The organism is Mucilaginibacter sp. 5C4 (genome assembly GCF_034345625.1).
Lineage (GTDB): Bacteria > Bacteroidota > Bacteroidia > Sphingobacteriales > Sphingobacteriaceae > Mucilaginibacter > Mucilaginibacter aurantiaciroseus.
The window spans coordinates 3861187-3880232 of record NZ_CP133775.1 but is presented as its reverse complement, the minus strand read 5'-3'; the positions used below and the strand labels follow the sequence as shown (position 1 = coordinate 3880232).

The window sequence follows — 19046 nt, the reverse complement described above, 5'->3', positions numbered from 1 at the left end:
TGGTAGTGCAGGCCTGCTCAACGTTTTTGCCGGCTTTTAAAAAGTCGGTCATTTCTTTTTTATTGTAGCTAACACGGTATTGCCGCGTTGTATATCAAACTTTGCCGACTGGTCTATCACCTGGCTCAGGTTGCTTACACGGCCTCGGGTCATGGCGTCTATGTAGGTATTAATGGCGTGGGTTTTTGTTAAGTTTTCTGATGGTACACCTTTAGCTTTTGCGAAGCTGCAGGTAATTAAAAGGGCTAATGTAAGTTTAACTGATTGGAAGGTTTTCATGATGATGTAAATTAAAATTGCAAATGATTTGTGTTTTTTATGTTTGAAACCTATCAGTTAATTTCTGTATATAAGATGAAAGCGGTTATCGAATAGTTACACCTCGAAATGTTAAAAGCGGCTTTTAACAAACATTTAATATTTAGGCCTTAATGATTTTATATTTGGCTATGGTTGATTTTACCACCATTATACTACAGGTAGCCGAGCAAGGCGACAGAATGGGCTGGACTTATATTGAAGTCCCTGCCGATGTTGCGCAGCAGTTATTACCGGGCAATAAAAAATCGTTCAGGGTGCGTGGTAAACTGGATAATTTCGAGATAGCCGGGATGGCCTTAATGCCGGTGGGGAGCGGCAACTTCTTTATGTCGTTGCGCGAGGATATCCGTAAGGGCATCCGCAAAACTAAGGGCGCAACTCTGCGGGTACAGTTGGAGCACGACATAGATTTTAAGATAGAAATGCCCGATGACCTGAAAGATTGCTTCGATTATGAGCAATCCGAAGCGTTTGAGTACTTTAATAGCCTGGCAAAATCGCACCAGGGCTATTTTATAAAATGGATAACCGATGCCAAAACCGAGGATACCCGCGCTAATCGCATTGCCAAAACCATCAACGCCGCCATAAGGCGAATGGACTACGGCGCTATACTGCGCGAACAGAAAAAGTTAAGAGAATAAAAAACCCGGCAGGGCCGGGCTTTTGTGTTTTTCAGTTTATTATTTCTTCATACTAAAGTGCCTTGCATATTCATGTAGTTTGGTCACCCTATTATTTTTGATCAGCATATCATTTACAAGGGCGACAGAATCTGCCCTGCCCGCTTTGTCTTTAGTTTTTTGGATGTACCAGATAGATACCCACTCGTCATTAGGTGCTTTTTTGCCTTTAACAGATTCTACATCAACTATTCTCAGTTTTACTTCGCTGTATGGGGCAAGCTCTTCTTTTATCATTTTATTCAGTTGGCCTACCTTGCCGTTAAACTGGCCGCCATCGTACCAAAGTTCAACGCTATCCGCAAAGTAGTTTCTTAGTTTGGCAGTATCGTTGCTTTCAAATGCCTTTAGCAGGTTAAGGGCCAGCAACGAATTTTTGGTATCGTGGTTCATATCCCACTGGTCGGGCGTTTTAACACCGAAGGGATAAGTAAACGTGTCCTTTTTTACTTCGGCGATATTAGCAGCGGGTTTACTTTGGCATGCCGCAAATATTATGGGCACAAAAAACAGAAAATAGATCTTTTTCATATTGCGAAGGGTTTGAGCTTAATTTGACCTAATGTACAAAATGAAATTAAGATACTGATAATAAAATGTTTAGGAAGTTATTGATTGGTGTCTTTTGTAAAGATTAGTCGGTCAAACCAAAGCTTTTGAATTGCTATTCTATTAGTCACTTCTTCATGGGTGAAAATTCTGCTTTCTTCTATGTATTTGAGGCCGGCTTTTATACCTTCCATTTCCACGTCCGATATTTTAACCTTGTGGGAATAGTAGATGTGTTTATCATACATTAAGTTTTTTACAGGTTTAAGTTTCTCTACTATTTTCCTGAACCTGGTGACTTTGGCATTGTGTTGAGATTCCTTTTTCACAGTGTTAAAATAGTCGGTTTTGTGTATAAAAACAACCTTTTAGCACACCCTGTTTTCTGCGCATTTGCCTATCTTTACCAATCCATAATTTTTTAGCTACAGAATGAGCGACGATCTGAACACTCCTGATATCCCTGAAAGTAATAACGACGAAAATAAACTCAATAAAGTTACTTCTCTTGACGGCCTGTACGAAAACTGGTTCCTGGATTATGCATCTTATGTAATACTTGACCGTGCCGTTCCTCACTTAAATGATGGTTTAAAACCTGTACAACGCCGCATCCTGCACTCGCTTAAGGAAATGGACGACGGGCGATTTAACAAAGCCGCCAACGTTATTGGTAACACCATGAAATATCACCCGCATGGGGATGCTTCTATTGGCGATGCCATGGTGCAAATAGGCCAGAAAAACCTGCTGATTGATTGCCAGGGTAACTGGGGCGACCCTATAACCGGCGACTCGGCAGCAGCCCCGCGTTACATCGAAGCACGCCTTTCTAAATTTGCGTTGGATGTTGTTTTTAATGCCGATACAACTGTTTGGCAGGCCAGTTACGATGGCCGTAACCGCGAGCCGATAACGCTGCCGGTTAAGTTCCCGCTGTTACTTGCACAAGGTGCCGAAGGTATTGCTGTAGGTTTGGCTACCAAGATACTACCGCATAATTTTATTGAACTGATAGATGCATCCATTGCTGCACTAACCGGCGTAAGGCCGAATTTATTGCCCGATTTTCCGACAGGGGGTATGGCAGATGCTTCGGCATATAACGAAGGCCAGCGTGGCGGCAAAGTGCGTGTGCGTGCTAAAATTGTAGAGCGCGACAAGAAAACCCTTGCCATTACTGAGGTTCCTTTTACCACCACTACAGGCAGCCTTATCGATAGCGTGATATCTGCTAATGATAAGGGTAAGATTAAGATAAAAAAGATTGAGGACAACACCGCGCAGGATGTAGAGATTGTGATCCATCTGGCGCCAGGCATCTCTCCCGATGTTACTATAGATGCGCTTTATGCATTTACCGATTGTGAGGTATCCATATCGCCAAATACCTGTGTGATCCAGAGCGATAAGCCGCGCTTTATGAGCGTGAACGATATGCTTACCGAAAGTACTTTCTTCACCAAAGAATTGTTAAAGCAGGAGCTGGAAATAAAGCTGAAAGAGTTAATGGAGAAGATCTTTTTCAGTTCGTTACTGAAGATATTTATCCAGGAAGGGATGTACAAACACCCCGACTATGAGCAATCATCAGATTTTGAAGGCGTATTAGTGGTTTTGAACAGGTTGTTCGAGCTATTCTTTCCGCAGTTTTACCGTACCATCCTGCCGGAAGATTACAAGAAGCTTATAGATAAACCGATGAGCAGCATCACCCGTTTCGACGTGAAGAAAACGGATGAGCAGATAAAGGCTTTAGAGGCCGAAATAAAAGTGGTTAAAAACCACTTAAAACACCTTACCGATTACACCATTGCCTGGTTTGAGAAACTACGTGAAAAGTACGGAAAGGACCGTGGTCGTAAAACCGAGCTACGCACATTTGACAGGGTGGAAGCCTCGCAGGTTGCTTTGGCAAATGTGAAACTTTATGTGAACCGCGAGGACGGTTTCATCGGATCGGGCTTAAAGAAAGACGAGTTTGTGTGCGATTGTTCGGATATCGATGAGATCATCGTGTTCCGTGGCGATGGTAAATTTGTGGTGACCAAGGTGCAGGACAAGGTATTTGTAGGTAAGGATATTGAGCACGTTGCCGTGTTTAAAAAGAACGACGAGCGCACCGTTTATAACATGATCTATAAAGACGGGCAAAGCGGCGTGAGCTATATCAAACGTTTTTCGGTAACGGGCGTAACCCGCGATAAGGAATACGATTTGACCAAGGGCAGCAAGGGCTCTAAAACGCTATATTTTACCGCTAACCCTAACGGCGAGGCCGAGATAATTAATGTGCAACTGAAACCGCACCAAAAGTTAAAGAAACTACAGTTTGATGAGGACTTCGCGGCAATTGCTATAAAAGGCCGTGCGTCTATAGGTAACATAGTTACCAAATACCCGGTTAAAAAGGTGATACTGAAAAGTAAGGGGATATCTACATTGGCCGGCCGTAAGATCTGGTACGACGAGATCCTGAAGCGCCTTAATGCCGATGGACGTGGTAAATACCTGGGTGAATTTGACGGTGACGACCGCATCTTGAATGTATTAAGTAACGGTAATTACGAGTTAACCAGCTTTGACCTTAACAATCACTTTGATGATAAGATGATCATCATCGAAAAATATGATGCTGCTAAAATATTTGCCGTGGTGCATTACGATGGCAAATCGAAGAACTACATGGTGAAACGCTTTGTGTTCGAGAATACGGTTATTGGTAAACAAACCAGCATCATCAGCGACGAAAGCGGCTCTAAATTAGTATTGATTTCGGGCGCGACACAGCCTATTGTAAAAATAGAACAGCTAAAAGGCAAAACGCTGATCCCTGAAGAGGCCGACCTTAACCTTACCGATTTGATAGATGTAAAAGGTATGAAGGCCATGGGTAACCGCTTATCCGTCCACCAAATAAAAAGTGTGGAGCTGTTAGCCGAACACGATGATGAAGCCGATGTACCAGACCCGGCACCAGATTCTGTTGAGGATACCGAGATCACCATCACCGGCGAGGATAAGGAAGTTACAGATACTGCATCGGTATCACCCATAGTAGCGGCCCCGCAATCTGAGCCAAAAAATCTCGTTATAGAGCAGGAAAAACCGACTGAAACTGCAGCAATAAAGCCAGAAGTGCCATCAGAGGAATCGTTGAAATCACCAGAAATAAAATCGGTGGAATCACCCAAAAAAATAGATTTCGAAATAACCAACCCGGATGATATTGATATAGACGATAAAGGACAGTTGGGATTGTTTTAATACGAAAAAACTATGTTGAAGAGAATATTAGTTTATTGCGCCCTGTTGTTTAGCGGCGTTATAGCGGTTAATGCACAGGAGGTAAGCCATACTTTCGCCTTTGGCGATAACGATTTTTTGCTGGATGGAAACCCCCTGCAAATGATCTCGGGCGAGATGCACTATACCCGCATCCCCCGCGAATCGTGGCGCGAGCGTATTAAGATGGCCAAAGCTATGGGCTTAAATACGATTGGTACCTACGTTTTCTGGAACGCGCACGAGCCTGTGCAGGGTAAGTACGATTTTACAGGAAATAATGATATAGCCGAATTTGTACGCATAGCCAAAGAAGAAGGAATGTGGGTAGTAATGCGCCCAAGCCCTTACGTTTGCGCCGAATGGGAATTTGGCGGTTACCCATGGTGGCTGTTGAAAGATAAAACCCTAAAGGTGCGCAGTAAAGAGCCCGCCTTTATCAACGCCTATCGTAATTATATGATGGAGGTTGGCAAGCAACTGGCACCGCTGCAGGTAAACCATGGCGGTAACATCCTGATGGTGCAGATAGAGAACGAGTATGGCTCGTTCAGTAACGATAAGGAGTACCTGGCTCAAAACGAAAAGATTTTCCGCGAGGCGGGATTTGACGGCCTGTTATTTACCTGCGATGGTGCAACCCAAATGCCTGCGGGTTATTTGCCGGGCTTTTTACCGGCTGTAAACGGCGAGGACAACCCTGCCAAGGTAAAAGAGCTGATCAATAAGTATCATAACGGTAAAGGCCCTTATTATATAGCCGAATGGTACCCGGGATGGTTTGATAGCTGGGGCAAGCCGCACACTGGCAGCAATGCCGATGAAGACTCCAAAAAACTGGATGAGGTTTTATCGGCAGGTATCTCTATCAATATGTATATGTTCCACGGCGGTACCACACGCGATTTTATGAATGGTGCAAACATGAGCCGTACGGAAGCCTACGCGCCCCAGACATCAAGCTACGATTATGATGCTCCACTTGATGAAGCGGGCAACCCCACGCCAAAATATTACAAGTTAAGGGCGGTAATTGCTAAACATTTACCCGCAGGACAAACCCTGCCTGATGTACCCGAGCGCAAGCACCGCACTTTTGGGTTAGAGGTGATCAAATTTAGCGGTGTGGCAAACCTGTTCAGCAATTTGGGGAAGTCTGTAGAAGCCGAAAAGCCTATGAGCTTTGAGGACATTGACCAGGGATACGGCTTTGTACTTTACCGTACCACATTAAAAAATGCAGCAAGCGGTTTGTTGAAAATCAAAGAACTAAGAGATTATGCAACCGTTTATCTGAACGGCAAACGCATCAGCGTATTAGACCGCCGTTTAAGGCTGGATTCGCTGCAATTGAACAGTACCACACCAAACAGCGTACTGGATATTTTGGTAGAGAACAATGGACGTATTAATTACGGCCCGTATTTGACCGATAACCGCCAGGGAATCACCGAAAAAGTAACTTTAAACGGCCAGGAACTGCTTGGCTGGAAAATGTACAAGTTCCCGTTCACTACAACGGCAGGGTTTAAATATCTGTCTGTGCAAAATCAAACGGAATTACAACCGGCCTTGTATCGCGGAACATTCTCGCTTCGCGGAGTAGTTGATACTTATCTGGACATGAAAAGCTTTGGTAAAGGGTTTGTATTTATCAACGGGCATAACCTGGGCAAATATTGGAACATAGGCCCGCAGCAAACTTTATATGTACCTGCCGCATGGTTAAAAAAGGGAGTTAACGAAGTGGTTTTGTTTGACCAGCTAAAAGGCGGCCATACCGAATTGTCGACACTTGACCATTCCGTATTAAACCAGGTTGTTAAAGAATAACACGAAGTTATAAGCAAACAAAAAAGGGCACCATTTTGACGCCCTTTTTTGTTTGTAAATGTCTTGGATGATTACAAGATCAGGATCAACACTAATATGATGATGATAATTGCACCAACTGAAAGGTAAACGCCACCGCTACCCATAGCCTGGGCTTCTGATTTTAGTTCTTTCAATTCAGATTTTAATTCTTTCTTTTCAGCTTTGTTTAACTGAGATTTATCCATTGATTTGATCTCGTTAACACGTAGCTTTATTTCTTCAACACGAGCTTCTTTCTGCTCTTTGGTCATGTTGGCAGCAGCTTCTTTGTAAACGTCTTTCTTGTCGTTAATTGTAGCAGCATTACTGTTAAAGGCAGCTACAGTCAGTAGCATCGTCATGGCAATTAAATAGATTTTCTTTTTCATAGTTGTAATGTTGTAAGTTGTTATTTTACAGATAAGCTTAAAAACAAATCAAATGTTTTAAAAAAGCTAAAAAAATGTTAAGTTTTTATACACTTATATAAAAAGATGCCTCAAAAACATGGCCTGCAACCACTTTTTGTATATTCTCCTTAACGGTAATATCCTTTGGTTCACCGGCGCTATCGGCGCAGCCCAGCCATGGCTCGATACATAAAAAATCGGCACCCGGTTTAGACCACAAGCCCAGGTAGTTAAAATGTGGGAAGTCTACCGAAAGTGATTGATCGTGTTTGGTGCTTTTTATAGTCACCATTCGCGATTTTAGGTTTTTAAACACCAGTGCGTCTGCGGCAAACAGGTCGCGGGTTAGGGCAAGCTGCTTGTTTGGAGTGGGTACGGGATGCGTTTCGCCGTTAAAAAGGCCGTCTTTATTAAGCTCGTGGCTTTGCAGGTTTTCCTGCGTTTCAAACTCAATATAATAATCCTCATATTTTTCGCCCGCGTTAAAAGGTACGTTAAACGCGGGGTGCCCACCCACCGAAAAGTAAACAGGTTTTTTATCGCGATTAATGAGTTTATAAGTGATCCTAAGTGCGTTATCTATCAGCGTGTACAGCACCTGAAAATCGAATTTATAGGGGTACACCGCCAGTGTTTTTTCCGAATATGGCAGCGATAAGCCTGCATGCACGTCATCGCTCTCCAAAACAATAAACTCCGAAGTACGTGCAAAGCCATGCCTGCTCATAGGATGGGTTTGTCCATCTACATGCAGTTCGTTGTTCAGCAATCCGCCTACAATAGGGAACAGGTTTGGCGCGTGGTAGCCCCAAACATCAGGGTTGGCCTGCCACATTTGTTCAACACAGGTTTCCTTATTTAATAACGAGCTTAATTGTGCGCCCTTGCTGTCTATGGTAACCTTTAAAAATTCATTCTCAAGGATAGTCATTACGTATTTTTTTGGTTTAGGCTAACTTAACAATTTAATCGTCGTCATGTTTCTTTTTCTCCAAAATTACAAAGGCACTGCGCTTAGGGGCCGGCATTACGGCATCTTCGCCTTTAACAGATTTCCACACTACCTCGTTCAGGTCAAGGTCGGGTGCTGCATCGGCTTCTTTTAAATTAAACGCTGCCGACTTGGCACTGCTTTTATTAACGGCTATGTTGCGTTTTTCCAGGTCGACCTCCGCAGGTTTAGCGGTGTAGGGCTGCAGGTTTGGGGTAGCTGTAAAGCAATCGTACAATGGTACGGCGGCGGCATCATACTGGCTCATAGGCGGCAGGCCCAAAATAAGTTCGATGGTGCGCAGTACGCCGGATGTAGAATACATGTTATGGTTAACCATATTGCGTTTAACATACGGCCCGGCAACAAAAACCGGCGAGCGGTGCGCATCTATGTGGTCGGGGCCGTTTTGGGCGTCATCTTCCAATATGAACACAACCGATTCTTTCCAGATACTGCTTTTAGATAAATGTTCTAAAAATTGACCGATGGCAAGGTCATTATCGGCAACACAGGCGATAGGTGTAAAAGCACCTTCTTTTTGCCCGCTGGTATGATCGTTAGAAATACGGATGCTGTTAAATTGTGGCACAGCATTAATGGTTAATAACGAGTCGAAATCGTGCTTCCAGATAGCTACACGGGTAACGTCTTTTACATCCATATCAAAGCCCGGCGACTGCTTGCAATAATGCCCCTCAAGCGATTTTAGGCTGGCTTTTGAAGGTTCGCCATCGGTAACAAACTCGCCATACGTTCTGTAGCTTACCCCGGCACGCTTGCAATAATCCCAAATGTAGCCATCACGCGGGTATGCTATTTTGCGGGTACCCTCGTAATCGTAAGTTCCGCCGCGGCCACCGTAGCTGGTTGGCCATGTTTTTTCAGTATAATCGGTAGCGTATGCTGCCATGCTCCAGTTGTGGCCATCGGCGCTAACCTCTGCATCTACATAAAAGTTGTCCATTAGCACAAAATCATTTGCTATAGCGTGATGGTTTGGGGTTACTTGTTTGCCAAAAATACATAGGGAGGTATCACCGTTACCGGCTGTAACATCGCCCATCACCTGGTCATATGTGCGGTTTTCTTTGATGATATAAAAAACGTGTTTAATGGGCGATTTTTCGCCTTTTCGGCGCGGTATTGGATTGCCATTTTCGCCATTTGCTTTCGCGGTAGTTTTGGTGTTGAAAGGTGTGTTGGCGTAAACCTGTTTGGTATATGCTTTAAGCTGAATGTCGTTTGGCGCGTCAATAAATGATAGTGTGCCTTTAAATAGCCCACCAATATATTGGTCGCGGCTGTTGGTAGCCCCGGTTTGGTAGCCGCTGTTATCAACCTTTTTAACCGGCTGCGGGCCTTGCGGATTGGCCATTGAGGTAAAACCTTTTCCGTTAGAAACCAGTATCTTTTTATTTAAAACCTTAACATTGGTAGGGTACCAGCCTACGGGGATAAAGCCCAGGCTTTTACTGTTGCCCGGGTTAGCTACATCAAAAACAGCCAGGCAATTGTTATCGGCATTGGCTATGTAAATTGTTTTTTCGTTTGCAGATAACGCGAAGCCATTAGTTGTAGAGCCTGTTAAATGCGTAGGGTATAAGGATGTGGCAACCGTTTCTAAAACTTTGCGTGTAGCTGTGCTGATCACCGAAACCGAGTTGTCGTTAGCGTTGGCTACAAAAAGGAGCGAACCCTTTTTATTTAGCAACAGCTCGTTAGGGTGGCTGCCGGTTTTAATAAAGCTTAGCTTTTGCTCAACAGTATTATAAAAGGCTACTTTATCACCTCCCCATAATGATATGTACAGTGTTTTGCCATCGGGCGATAAAACGCAGCTATAGGCTTCGGCAGGCAGCTTTACCTTATTGATGACATAATTGTTGCCGGGGTCGATCACATAAAGTGAGCTATCTTCTTTAGTAACCGTATACAGGCGGGTATTTGCTTTATTTACGGCTATACCTGTTGGGCATATTTTGTTTTTTGGCCAGGGGGCGCCAAGTTTAATGGTATCGGGTATCCCTAACTTATTGTTATTGATGTTAAACGTTAAGATGCAGTTATCGTTACCGCCGGATGCATAGAGCTTTTTTTCATTGCTGCTAAACACGATGCCATACCAGGATTTTTTTAATTCCTGCTGATCCAGCAATGTCTCGCTTCGCGGATCTATCAATTGTAACGATTGTGTGCTTTGGCCGTTGTTGGTTACGGCAAGTAATTTGCCCGAAGCAGATAATTGAATGTTAAGCGGCAGATCACCCAAGGGCAGCGAGCGGCCTGCCGGACTAAGTTTCCACCCGTTAGGCAAAAGTACCTGGCCGGTTGGCTGTTTACCGGGTTTGTTTTGTGCTGATGCGGTAACCGTTAAGGTAAAAGTAAGGATCCAAAGTAAAAATAGCTGTTTCATATCAAGGCTGTGTACCCAAAAGTACGTAACGCCTTGGTAAATGAAGAGGGCTTAACAAAAACTTAATATGGCTACTGTCTATCCACCTTTACCTTTGCCCTAATAATCGAATCCTTTTGCGCGCCGCTTAGCTTATAGTTGTAATTGAAAAGCGAACCTTCAAAATCGCCGTATGACGGATTAGGTATCACAATGTATTTATTGCCAAACTCTTTTTTTAATTGCCCGGTAGCAGCAGACCGGTTCATTTCATCGGGTTTATTATCGTAAAGGGCATCAAAATCGGGCAGGTTATCGCCGCAAAGGAGTACGATATTATAATTCTTCAGCACCTGTTGGCGGCGGGTTTCTTTACTGGATGCGGTTTGTCTTAACAGCGCATGCTCATTATCAGTATTTGGCATATTATAACGTTGCAGGTTTTTAATGGTTCCCGCGCGTTCGTCCTCATCGCGGTTGGTAATGTAAAATACGGCTACACCTTTTGATGCCGCGTATTTAAAAAACGCGGGTGCGCCTGGCACGGTATCAGCCTCAGCTTTGGCCGTCCATACTTTCCATGTGGCAAGGCTATATTCCTGATTATTGGCAGCGCGCATGGCATCATACGGACTATTATCTAAAACGGTCTCATCAATATCGGTAACTACAGCTAATGGCTTGCTTCCCGGGTTTTTTAGCGCTTCATCCAAGCGCCATTTGGCGGTGTTGTAAGCCTGGAAACAAAGTGCTTTATACTCCGCCGCACGCTGCTGCCATACCGAGGCCCAAACTTTGCCATTGTTGGCGATGTAAGCGGTACTTTCGGTTTTCTTTGGGGTTGAACAGGCGGCTAATAAAATAGTGCCGGCCATCAGGGCGGTTAGTGATCTTTTCATGTAAATGCGTTTAACCGGTTACAAAAGCTCTGGCTTTATTTTATCGGTAAATTCCTTCACAAACTTATTTAATTTGGGCTGGATCACCAAGGCGCAGTAAGGCTTCAGGTTGTTATCATTGTAATAATTTTGAAGATGATCTTCGGCCTTATAAAATTCGCTTAAAGGGCTAACTTCGGTTACAATGGGTCTGTCAAAAACCTGTTCGTTGGTCAATTTCTTGATTATGGCGTCGGCTTGCTGTTTTTGCTCTTCTGTATTGTAGAATATGGCCGAGCGGTATTGCGTGCCCACATCGCCGCCCTGTCGGTTTAGTAGTGTGGGGTTGTGCGTTTTAAAGAAGATCAGCAGCAGCTCATCAAATGAAAGTTCATCGGCATCATATTCAACCTCAATCGCTTCAGTATGGCCGGTTTTACCATTGCTGATTTCCATGTAGGTTGGGTTTACAGTATGCCCGCCCGTATAGCCCGATGCTACCGATATTACACCTTTTATATGTTGAAAGATAGCCTCGGTACACCAAAAGCAACCGTTGGCAAATGTTATTTTCTGAATGTTCATTGTATGATAAACGGTGATATGAGGGCTTTGGTTTATATAGAAATAAACACAGTTCATTTCGAACGAGGTACGAGGAGAACCGACCGTAGGGAGCTCATCATAGATAAATCTTGTTAGATAGACAAGTGGACGACTTGCATAGAATAACAAGATTTCTCACTATCGTTTCGAAATGAACTGTGTTTAAAAGCAAATAATATTTGAATGATTTTCGTTGTGTTTTATTTTTTGTGTCCCGATGGCGGCTTATACCCACTTACTCAAAAACTTACTGAACTCATCCTTATATTGGTCGCCAACGGCGATATTGATCTTGCCGATGTGCAGGGCGTTACGGGTGATAGAGTTGATCTTATCTAACGATACGATGTAGGAGCGGTGCACCCGCATAAAACGTTTGGCAGGTAGCTTTTCTTCCAGCGCTTTCAGGCTGCTGAGGGTGAGGATGGCCTTTTCGGTATCTTTCAAAAATATCTTTACGTAATCTTTCAGGCTTTCCATATATAAAATATCGCTGAGGGCTATTCGTATCAACTGATACTCCACTTTTACAAATAAGTAATCGTCTTCCACACGCTCGGGTGCAGCTGCTGGAGTTTCTACAACTGTAGGCGTAGCATTTGATTTATGCACTAATTCAACATAAGCGAGGGCCTTGTTTGCAGCATGCAAAAACTCCTCGTAGTTAAAAGGTTTAAGCAGGTAATCAAGCGCATCTACTTTATAGCCCTCCAAAGCGAATTGGTTATATGCAGTAGTGAAAATGATGCGCGGCTTGTTTGGGCCGCGGCTATCCAGCACCCGGGCAAGCTCTATCCCGTTTAAGTTGGGCATCTGGATGTCTAAAAATATCAAGTCGACCTTGTGGTCCTGCAATCCACCCAAAGCCTCCACGGCGCTGCCGTAGCGGCCAACCAGGTTAAGGAAAGGTGTTTGCTCAATAAAAGCGGATATGAGCCCAAGGGCTAAAGGTTCGTCATCAACGGCGATGCAATTTATGGTCATGGTGCTTACAGGTTGATGGTTAAGTTAACAAGATACGTATTATCATCGATGCTCTTAGCTACCTTTAAAGTATATTGGCCGGGGTATAGCAGGTCTAACCTGCGGATGGTATTATTTAAACCGATGCCCTGGTTCTCTTCGATATTGGTGCCCTGGGTTTTAAAAATACCGTTTTTCACCATCAGGTTTACTTTGTTGTCATTCTGTTCGATAATTACCTCAATGGTGCTGGGCTGGGTGTCGCTTACCCCGTGTTTAAAGGCATTCTCTACAAAAGTCAGGAACAGCATTGGCGCTATGGCAAAATCCTTTAAAGGGTTTGGGGTGATGAAATTTACGGTTACCCTTTCGGTCAACCGCAGCTGCATCAGGCTGATATAATCTTTTATAAAGGCAATTTCCTGGCTAAGCAGGGCGGTACTGTTTTGGGTATCATAAAGTACATAACGCATCATTCGGGATAGTTGGTGAATAGCGGTGCGCGATGTCTCTACATTAACCACCGTAAGGGCGTAGATGTTATTTAGGGTGTTGAAAAAGAAATGTGGATTGATCTGCGCTTTAAGGAATGACAGTTCCGAGCTTATTTTTTCCTGCTCCATCTCCTGGTGGCGCTGCTTGTCCTTCTGCCAGATCTGTGTGGTGGTGATACTGGTGCTGATGCCTATCACCAATGCAGAAATTGCCAGGGTAAGTATATCGTAACCGTGATGCTTGCGTTCGCCACCTTTGGGTGGCCCCATTTTCATAAAGGCTTCGCGGAAAAGGCGCGGTAGTTCTAAATATCTGTCTAACCAACTGGTGGTGATCATGATTACAGCTACAACCAGTATAGCCGATAGGAAATAAAAACCCATGTGGTTCTTGAGTAAAAACTTGGGAACGAGGTAGTAAGCATTTAAATAGTATGCTGCGACCAATAGCCCAAAAGTGTAATTCTGCTTTACCCAAAATTCGTGAGGTACCTCAATACCCCAGCCAATGGGTTGATTAAACAGCAATACAATGCCCAGCACCACCCATATTAAGGTTTGGATAAGGATGCTTACCAGCTTGCTTTTAGATTTTTGAACTATCATTTCCCTTGGGTTTATAATTAACAGGATATCACAATATTACAAAGGATATAGCCATAATGCCAATTGAAATCTACAGGCGGGTAAAGTTTATCGACGGGCACCTATTTTTAACCGTTGTAGGTAATCCAGGCGTTATTTATCACCACAAACCGACTTTTAAAGACCAAAATCCGCCCTTCGTCTACTTCTTTTTGCTGCCGGTCTATCGCGTTTTTTTATTCGCATAAACCGCTGTTTCTTTGGGTATTGAAAGTCAATAACAAAATTTAAAGAAACATAATTTAAAAAAGAAACATCATGAAAAAGTCATTTACATTAGCAGCATTATTATTAGTATTAAGCACCGGTTTATTCGCAGCATCACCTGCCAAAACATTTAAAAACGAGGGCGATGAAAACGGCACCGTGCTTATCCAGGCCATGCGCACCGCTTTAGGTTTCGGCGTTAGTATCCAAAACCCGGCGAAAGCTACCGTTACAATTATCGATAAAAACAACAATGTAATATTAGCTGATAATTTAGGTAGAGGTAAATCGGTTGAGAAGGCCTACAACCTGTCTGAATTAGAGAATGGTAACTACACCGTAACCATTAACAACAACAATACTACTATAACCAAACAACTGCACGTGTACGAAGAGTACGGCAACAAAGCGTACATCTTTATACAGTAAGCAGCCCAATGGGTGGTGGCCCGTGCGGCCCTCCACCATTCTAAAAATATAGCAGAGGGCATGGGTGGTTTCTTTTGTGAGATTTAGTTAACCTCTGTGCTCTGCTGCTTTGTAAATGTTGCCTTTATGGCTTAATTTGTGTGTAGCGTTTAAGAATATATACGCATACTTTTAATTAAAACATTTACACACTATGAAACTTTTCAAAACATTGATGCTATCAGTAGTAGCACTTGGTACTGTAGCATTTAGTTCCTGTACTAAAGATGATGACAATAATGTTGCAGCATCTGCGACAATTACTACCAATATCGATGGTACATTAACAACTTTTGACAAAACGTTTCAGGTGTTACCGGTTCTTTAAACGGAAGTAGCTACACATCTATACAAGCTACCGATGACAAGGGTAATACATTAATGATAAAATTAACAGGTGAGGTAAATGCCGATAAAATATTTGCATCTAACGCCGCTAATGATGCGGATAAGCCTGTTGTAAAATATACAACTGCAAACGGATCGGCCTATCTAACCAATAACGGAGATATTTCGAACATAGTAAAAGTTGCAGTTTCAATCGCGAAGTCAAATAACACCCAAGGCACTTTTAACGGCACCCTTACCGGCTCGTTGGATAGTCAGAATCCGGTTTTTGGTGACAGAGCAATTACCAACGGTAAGTTTAATATAACGCTTGATAGCTAATAAACGGTGTAGCGATTAGCTACAGAAACCGATATAAAAGCCTCCCGAAATATTCCCGGGAGGCTTTTTGTTATTGCGTAACTTTTCTTGATTCCTGCATTGGGTTGGCGCCGCTTGTAGCACCACGTGGCAGGGTTTGCTGTTTAAACAGTTCGAAACGTGTTGGTGCAAACTCCTTTGGCCAACTGTTGTTGCCTTCGTCAATGTCGGCGGTTTCGCGTTCAGGGTCGAGTTTGATGGAGCGCACCTCTTTGTTTTTAGCGAATACCTTGGTTATTTTTTGTTCGTTATGGCGCCATATGTAGGCCGAGATCTTTTCGGTTTCTTTACTGCCATCAGCATACGTCCACTCTATAATTAATGGCGATACACAGCCTCCACGGTTGGTCAAGCTAAGCTCGTAAAAGAAGTTTTTGGTGTCGTACATTTTCTTCTCGTCCGCACTTAAGCCGTTGTACATAGCCTGATAGCTTTGGGTGGTCATCGGCGTAGCGGCAAATCTGTCCCACTTGCTGTAAAAATCTTGCAGGGCGGTGTCGGCCTCCACCGTAAATTTATCGCCCGCGGCTTTGTTACGTTTGTTGCTGATGTTCTCCATATTGCGGTCGAACTGTGCGCGGTCGAATGTAGCTTCGTTAGCCGGGTTTTTGGTGTTGATGCGGTAATATTTTACGCTATCCAGGGATATGTCAACAGGGTCGGTCCCGTAGAACCAGCCGCGCCAAAACCAATCCAGGTCAACCGCCGATGCATCTTCCATGGTACGGAACAGGTCGGCAGGGGTAGGGTGTTTAAACGCCCAGCGGTGCGCGTAAGTTTTAAAGGCGTAATCAAACAGTTCGCGGCCCATAACGGTTTCGCGCAGGATATTTAATGCCGTTGCCGGTTTAGCATAAGCATTAGGGCCAAAACGGGTGATGTTTTCCGAGTTGGTCATGATGGGCTCCAACTCGTTCTTTGGCAGCTTCATGTAATCAACGATCTTATAAGCCGGACCGCGCTGCGATGGGTAGTTAGGGTCCCAGGCCTGTTCAGTCAGGTACTGGCAAAAGGTGTTTAAGCCTTCATCCATCCATGTCCACTGGCGCTCATCAGAGTTTACGATCATCGGGAAAAAGTTATGCCCAACTTCGTGGATGATCACACCGATCATGCCGTTTTTGGTAGCCTCGCTGTAGGTACCGTCCTTTTCGGTACGCCCGTAGTTAAAGCAGATCATCGGATATTCCATACCGTTTGATGCCTCGACAGAAATAGCCACCGGGTACGGGTAAGGGAACGTATGTTTTGAATAAGTACGCAGAGTATGCGCAACAACCTTGGTTGAGTAACGGCGGTACAAAGCATAGGCCTCGGGGCCGTAGTACGACATCGCCATTACTTTTTTACCGCCATCAATTTGGGTCGACATGGCGTCCCAAACGATCCTGCGCGAGCTTACCCATGCAAAATCTCTTACGTTCTCTGCGTGGAAGGTCCAGGTTTTGCGGGCGGTTGAGTGGCCTTTCATCAGTTGTTTAACCTCGTTCAGGTTTACTACTTCAATAGGTTGGGTAGCGTTTTGCGCGTCGTTCCAGCGTTTTAGCTGTGCCGCGGTTAACGTTTGCGCGTAGTTGCTGCACTGGCCTGTACCACCAACAAGATGGTCGGCAGGTACGTTAATGTTTACTTTAAAATCACCAAACGTTAGGGCAAATTCACCACGGCCGGTAAATTGTTTATTTTGCCACCCTTGAAAATCGCTGTAAACAGCCATCCTTGGGTACCATTGCGCCATTGTGTACAGGTAATTGCCATCCTCGGGGAAGAACTCGTACCCACCACGGCCACCTATGGTTAAGCGGTCGCTGATGTTATACCACCATACAACTTTAAACTTAAATTTCTGGCCCGGCTGCAAAGTAGCAGGCAGCTCTACACGCATCATTGTTTGGTTAATAGTGTAGGTAAGTGGGTTGCCGTTAATATCTTTAATGCTCACGATATGGTTACCCAAGTCCAGGTTGTGGCCCATGATGCCCTGCAACTGGAGGAGGCTCATTTTGCTTTGCATTTTACTTTCGTCGAACTTCAGGTTCTCAGCATCTTTTTTATGTTCGTTCTCGTCCAGTTGTAACCAAAGGTAGGTAAGCGGGTCGGGCGAGTTATTGGTGTAGGTGATGGTTTCCACACCGTCAAGGCGTTGCTTGTCATCATCCAGTTTGGCGGTTATTTCGTAATCGGCCTTTTGCTGCCAGTATTTTGGCCCCGGCGCGCCCGATGCCGAGCGGTACTCGTTGGGGTCGGTTATCATGGTGCCCAGTTGTTCAAATTTGTTGCCGTGGTTGGAGCCGGGGTTGTTTTCGTTTTGCGCTACCGCGGGTGCAGAGGCGAAAAGACAAAGTGAAAGGACGTAGTAAATTTTCTTCATCTGAATTTGATTAATACAAAGCGCTCGATGCACATAATGAAAGCTACCCCAAATATAGCTGATGAAAGGAACAACACCCAATCCCTGCGGGGCGTTTTTAGTAATTTTATGATTACATGGGCTAAAATAAGTACCGTAAGTACAATTAATACCTGCCCAAACTCTAATCCCACGTTAAAAGCGAATAACTCCGCCGTAATATTGGTGCTGGTACCCAGCAGGCTTTTTAGATAATTAGAAAAGCCCAACCCGTGAATCAACCCAAATATCAGCGCTAAAAAATAGCTGAAGCGGACGGTTTTGGCAGAGCGTTCTTTATTGAGGATGTTCACCAAACTGGTAAGCACAATGGTTACCGGGATGAGAAACTCTATAAGGGATGTGTTTACCCTCACCACGTTTAACACGCTTAGGGCAAGAGTGATGGAATGGCCAATGGTGAAGGCGGTTACTAATACCAGCACTTTGCGCCAGTCGGCAAGGAGGTAGGTGCCGCAAAGCACGGTAACGAAAAGTATATGGTCGTAGCCCTGCCAGTCGCAAATGTGTTGCCAGCCAAGCTGAAAGTATAAGCCAAAATCCTGCATGGATATTAATTAGCGTTTAACAATAAAAATAGCGTTTTTTGCGTAAAGATATATTTTACAAGCAATATGCAGGCTTTATTCATTCTTTGGTTCGGATTTATGCACCCCTTTTATGTGAGCGTCACCGAGATTAAACACAACCCCAAAACGCAAGCCGTTGAGGTAAGCTGCCGCATGTTTTATGACGACCTGGAGCATGCACTCGAAAAAGATAACAAAGTTGCGCTGGATATTGTAAAGCCTAAAGATAAAGCCCAGCTTAATCGTTTCATAAACGAGTACGTTAAAAGGCACCTCAGCATCCGTGCGGATGGCAAGGTATTAAACCTGAGCTATGTGGGTTACGAAATACAGGAAGATGGCGCCTGGGCTTATTTTGAAGTAAAAGGCATTTCGTCTGTAAAAAAGATAGACATCCACGACGATCTGTTAAACACCCTGCACCCCGAACAGATCAACATGCTGCATGTAACTATTGGCGGCAACCGCAAAAGCACCAAGCTTGACGCGCCGGATTCGGATACGAGTTTTAGTTTTTAGGAAACGGAATAAAAATCCGTCATTGCGCGGTACGAAGCAATCTTTTTGCTATACCGAGCGGCTCTGCCTATGTAGAGATTGCTTCGTGCCT

At 44.2% G+C, this 19046-nt stretch carries 19 protein-coding genes; 7 read left to right on the top strand and 12 right to left on the bottom strand.

Annotation, left to right across the window (positions count from 1 at the left end; translation table 11 throughout):
* Window positions 1-48: 48 nt before the first annotated feature.
* On the bottom strand, window positions 49-279 hold the full coding sequence (locus RHM67_RS18200) for a hypothetical protein (protein WP_322228589.1): 231 nt from the start codon (window positions 277-279) through the stop codon (window positions 49-51).
* 152 nt (window positions 280-431) lie between these two features.
* Between RHM67_RS18200 and RHM67_RS18195 the strand changes: the two genes are divergently transcribed.
* The gene (locus RHM67_RS18195; RefSeq protein ID WP_322228587.1) at window positions 432-965 is read left to right on the top strand and encodes a YdeI/OmpD-associated family protein; all 534 of its coding nucleotides are present in this window, start codon (window positions 432-434) and stop codon (window positions 963-965) included.
* Between the two features lie 39 nt (window positions 966-1004).
* Here the strand turns inward: RHM67_RS18195 and RHM67_RS18190 are convergent, their stop codons facing one another.
* Window positions 1005-1535: a hypothetical protein gene (locus RHM67_RS18190; protein ID WP_322228585.1), complete on the bottom strand. Its 531-nt coding sequence runs from the start codon at window positions 1533-1535 to the stop codon at window positions 1005-1007.
* A 77-nt stretch (window positions 1536-1612) separates the two neighbouring features.
* Complete coding sequence (locus tag RHM67_RS18185; RefSeq protein ID WP_322228582.1) at window positions 1613-1882, bottom strand: hypothetical protein; 270 nt, start codon at window positions 1880-1882, stop codon at window positions 1613-1615.
* Between the two features lie 103 nt (window positions 1883-1985).
* Between RHM67_RS18185 and RHM67_RS18180 the strand changes: the two genes are divergently transcribed.
* Together RHM67_RS18180 and RHM67_RS18175 are read left to right on the top strand one after the other, a co-directional pair.
* The gene (locus RHM67_RS18180; protein WP_322228580.1) at window positions 1986-4820 is read left to right on the top strand and encodes a DNA gyrase/topoisomerase IV subunit A; all 2835 of its coding nucleotides are present in this window, start codon (window positions 1986-1988) and stop codon (window positions 4818-4820) included.
* A 12-nt stretch (window positions 4821-4832) separates the two neighbouring features.
* On the top strand, window positions 4833-6671 hold the full coding sequence (locus RHM67_RS18175) for a beta-galactosidase family protein (RefSeq protein ID WP_322228578.1): 1839 nt from the start codon (window positions 4833-4835) through the stop codon (window positions 6669-6671).
* Between the two features lie 71 nt (window positions 6672-6742).
* Here the strand turns inward: RHM67_RS18175 and RHM67_RS18170 are convergent, their stop codons facing one another.
* The 7 genes from RHM67_RS18170 to RHM67_RS18140 all read right to left on the bottom strand — a co-directional run bounded on the left by RHM67_RS18170 (window position 6743) and on the right by RHM67_RS18140 (window position 14035).
* Entirely contained in the window at window positions 6743-7081 is a 339-nt protein-coding gene (locus RHM67_RS18170; RefSeq protein ID WP_322228576.1) for a hypothetical protein, read from the bottom strand.
* Between the two features lie 85 nt (window positions 7082-7166).
* Window positions 7167-8033, bottom strand: coding sequence for an aldose 1-epimerase family protein (locus RHM67_RS18165; RefSeq protein ID WP_322228574.1), 867 nt, complete (start codon window positions 8031-8033; stop codon window positions 7167-7169).
* A 34-nt stretch (window positions 8034-8067) separates the two neighbouring features.
* Window positions 8068-10509 carry a bifunctional YncE family protein/alkaline phosphatase family protein gene (locus RHM67_RS18160; RefSeq protein WP_322228571.1) on the bottom strand — a complete coding sequence of 814 codons (2442 nt, stop codon included), beginning with the start codon at window positions 10507-10509 and terminating at the stop codon, window positions 8068-8070.
* A 71-nt stretch (window positions 10510-10580) separates the two neighbouring features.
* Complete coding sequence (locus RHM67_RS18155; RefSeq protein WP_322228568.1) at window positions 10581-11387, bottom strand: 5'-nucleotidase, lipoprotein e(P4) family; 807 nt, start codon at window positions 11385-11387, stop codon at window positions 10581-10583.
* 18 nt (window positions 11388-11405) lie between these two features.
* The gene (gene msrA / locus RHM67_RS18150; RefSeq protein WP_322228567.1) at window positions 11406-11951 is read right to left on the bottom strand and encodes a peptide-methionine (S)-S-oxide reductase MsrA; all 546 of its coding nucleotides are present in this window, start codon (window positions 11949-11951) and stop codon (window positions 11406-11408) included.
* 246 nt (window positions 11952-12197) lie between these two features.
* Window positions 12198-12956, bottom strand: coding sequence for a LytTR family DNA-binding domain-containing protein (locus tag RHM67_RS18145; protein ID WP_322228566.1), 759 nt, complete (start codon window positions 12954-12956; stop codon window positions 12198-12200).
* Window positions 12957-12961: 5 nt separating this feature from the next.
* Window positions 12962-14035, bottom strand: coding sequence for a sensor histidine kinase (locus RHM67_RS18140; RefSeq protein ID WP_322228564.1), 1074 nt, complete (start codon window positions 14033-14035; stop codon window positions 12962-12964).
* 297 nt (window positions 14036-14332) lie between these two features.
* Between RHM67_RS18140 and RHM67_RS18135 the strand changes: the two genes are divergently transcribed.
* The 3 genes from RHM67_RS18135 (at window position 14333) to RHM67_RS18125 (ending at window position 15418) form a co-directional block, all read left to right on the top strand.
* Window positions 14333-14710: a hypothetical protein gene (locus RHM67_RS18135; RefSeq protein ID WP_322228562.1), complete on the top strand. Its 378-nt coding sequence runs from the start codon at window positions 14333-14335 to the stop codon at window positions 14708-14710.
* Window positions 14711-14903: 193 nt separating this feature from the next.
* Window positions 14904-15077 (top strand): hypothetical protein, encoded by a 174-nt coding sequence (locus RHM67_RS18130; RefSeq protein WP_322228560.1) that lies wholly within the window; start codon window positions 14904-14906, stop codon window positions 15075-15077.
* A 53-nt stretch (window positions 15078-15130) separates the two neighbouring features.
* Window positions 15131-15418 carry a hypothetical protein gene (locus tag RHM67_RS18125; protein WP_322228559.1) on the top strand — a complete coding sequence of 96 codons (288 nt, stop codon included), beginning with the start codon at window positions 15131-15133 and terminating at the stop codon, window positions 15416-15418.
* A 70-nt stretch (window positions 15419-15488) separates the two neighbouring features.
* On the opposite strand, the gene RHM67_RS18120 is transcribed toward RHM67_RS18125, so the two are convergent.
* The gene (locus RHM67_RS18120) at window positions 15489-17828 is read right to left on the bottom strand and encodes a M1 family metallopeptidase (RefSeq protein WP_322228558.1); all 2340 of its coding nucleotides are present in this window, start codon (window positions 17826-17828) and stop codon (window positions 15489-15491) included.
* Complete coding sequence (locus tag RHM67_RS18115; protein WP_322228555.1) at window positions 17825-18415, bottom strand: HupE/UreJ family protein; 591 nt, start codon at window positions 18413-18415, stop codon at window positions 17825-17827. The genes RHM67_RS18120 and RHM67_RS18115 overlap by 4 nt, the downstream gene beginning before the upstream one ends.
* A 66-nt stretch (window positions 18416-18481) precedes the next feature.
* Between RHM67_RS18115 and RHM67_RS18110 the strand changes: the two genes are divergently transcribed.
* A complete protein-coding gene (locus RHM67_RS18110; protein ID WP_322228553.1) occupies window positions 18482-18955 on the top strand; it encodes a DUF6702 family protein in 474 nt (157 codons plus the stop codon).
* Window positions 18956-19046: the final 91 nt, after the last annotated feature.

What these genes read in the sequence shown, in the direction of transcription:
- RHM67_RS18200 (WP_322228589.1), bottom strand. Translation starts at nt 279, where the DNA reads ATGAAAACCTTCCAATCAGTTAAACTTACATTAGCCCTTTTAATTACC.
- RHM67_RS18195 (WP_322228587.1), top strand. Translation starts at nt 432, where the DNA reads ATGATTTTATATTTGGCTATGGTTGATTTTACCACCATTATACTACAG.
- RHM67_RS18190 (WP_322228585.1), bottom strand. Translation starts at nt 1,535, where the DNA reads ATGAAAAAGATCTATTTTCTGTTTTTTGTGCCCATAATATTTGCGGCA.
- RHM67_RS18180 (WP_322228580.1), top strand. Translation starts at nt 1,986, where the DNA reads ATGAGCGACGATCTGAACACTCCTGATATCCCTGAAAGTAATAACGAC.
- RHM67_RS18175 (WP_322228578.1), top strand. Translation starts at nt 4,833, where the DNA reads ATGTTGAAGAGAATATTAGTTTATTGCGCCCTGTTGTTTAGCGGCGTT.
- RHM67_RS18170 (WP_322228576.1), bottom strand. Translation starts at nt 7,081, where the DNA reads ATGAAAAAGAAAATCTATTTAATTGCCATGACGATGCTACTGACTGTA.
- RHM67_RS18165 (WP_322228574.1), bottom strand. Translation starts at nt 8,033, where the DNA reads ATGACTATCCTTGAGAATGAATTTTTAAAGGTTACCATAGACAGCAAG.
- RHM67_RS18160 (WP_322228571.1), bottom strand. Translation starts at nt 10,509, where the DNA reads ATGAAACAGCTATTTTTACTTTGGATCCTTACTTTTACCTTAACGGTT.
- RHM67_RS18155 (WP_322228568.1), bottom strand. Translation starts at nt 11,387, where the DNA reads ATGAAAAGATCACTAACCGCCCTGATGGCCGGCACTATTTTATTAGCC.
- msrA (WP_322228567.1), bottom strand. Translation starts at nt 11,951, where the DNA reads ATGAACATTCAGAAAATAACATTTGCCAACGGTTGCTTTTGGTGTACC.
- RHM67_RS18145 (WP_322228566.1), bottom strand. Translation starts at nt 12,956, where the DNA reads ATGACCATAAATTGCATCGCCGTTGATGACGAACCTTTAGCCCTTGGG.
- RHM67_RS18140 (WP_322228564.1), bottom strand. Translation starts at nt 14,035, where the DNA reads ATGATAGTTCAAAAATCTAAAAGCAAGCTGGTAAGCATCCTTATCCAA.
- RHM67_RS18135 (WP_322228562.1), top strand. Translation starts at nt 14,333, where the DNA reads ATGAAAAAGTCATTTACATTAGCAGCATTATTATTAGTATTAAGCACC.
- RHM67_RS18130 (WP_322228560.1), top strand. Translation starts at nt 14,904, where the DNA reads ATGAAACTTTTCAAAACATTGATGCTATCAGTAGTAGCACTTGGTACT.
- RHM67_RS18125 (WP_322228559.1), top strand. Translation starts at nt 15,131, where the DNA reads ATGATAAAATTAACAGGTGAGGTAAATGCCGATAAAATATTTGCATCT.
- RHM67_RS18120 (WP_322228558.1), bottom strand. Translation starts at nt 17,828, where the DNA reads ATGAAGAAAATTTACTACGTCCTTTCACTTTGTCTTTTCGCCTCTGCA.
- RHM67_RS18115 (WP_322228555.1), bottom strand. Translation starts at nt 18,415, where the DNA reads ATGCAGGATTTTGGCTTATACTTTCAGCTTGGCTGGCAACACATTTGC.
- RHM67_RS18110 (WP_322228553.1), top strand. Translation starts at nt 18,482, where the DNA reads ATGCAGGCTTTATTCATTCTTTGGTTCGGATTTATGCACCCCTTTTAT.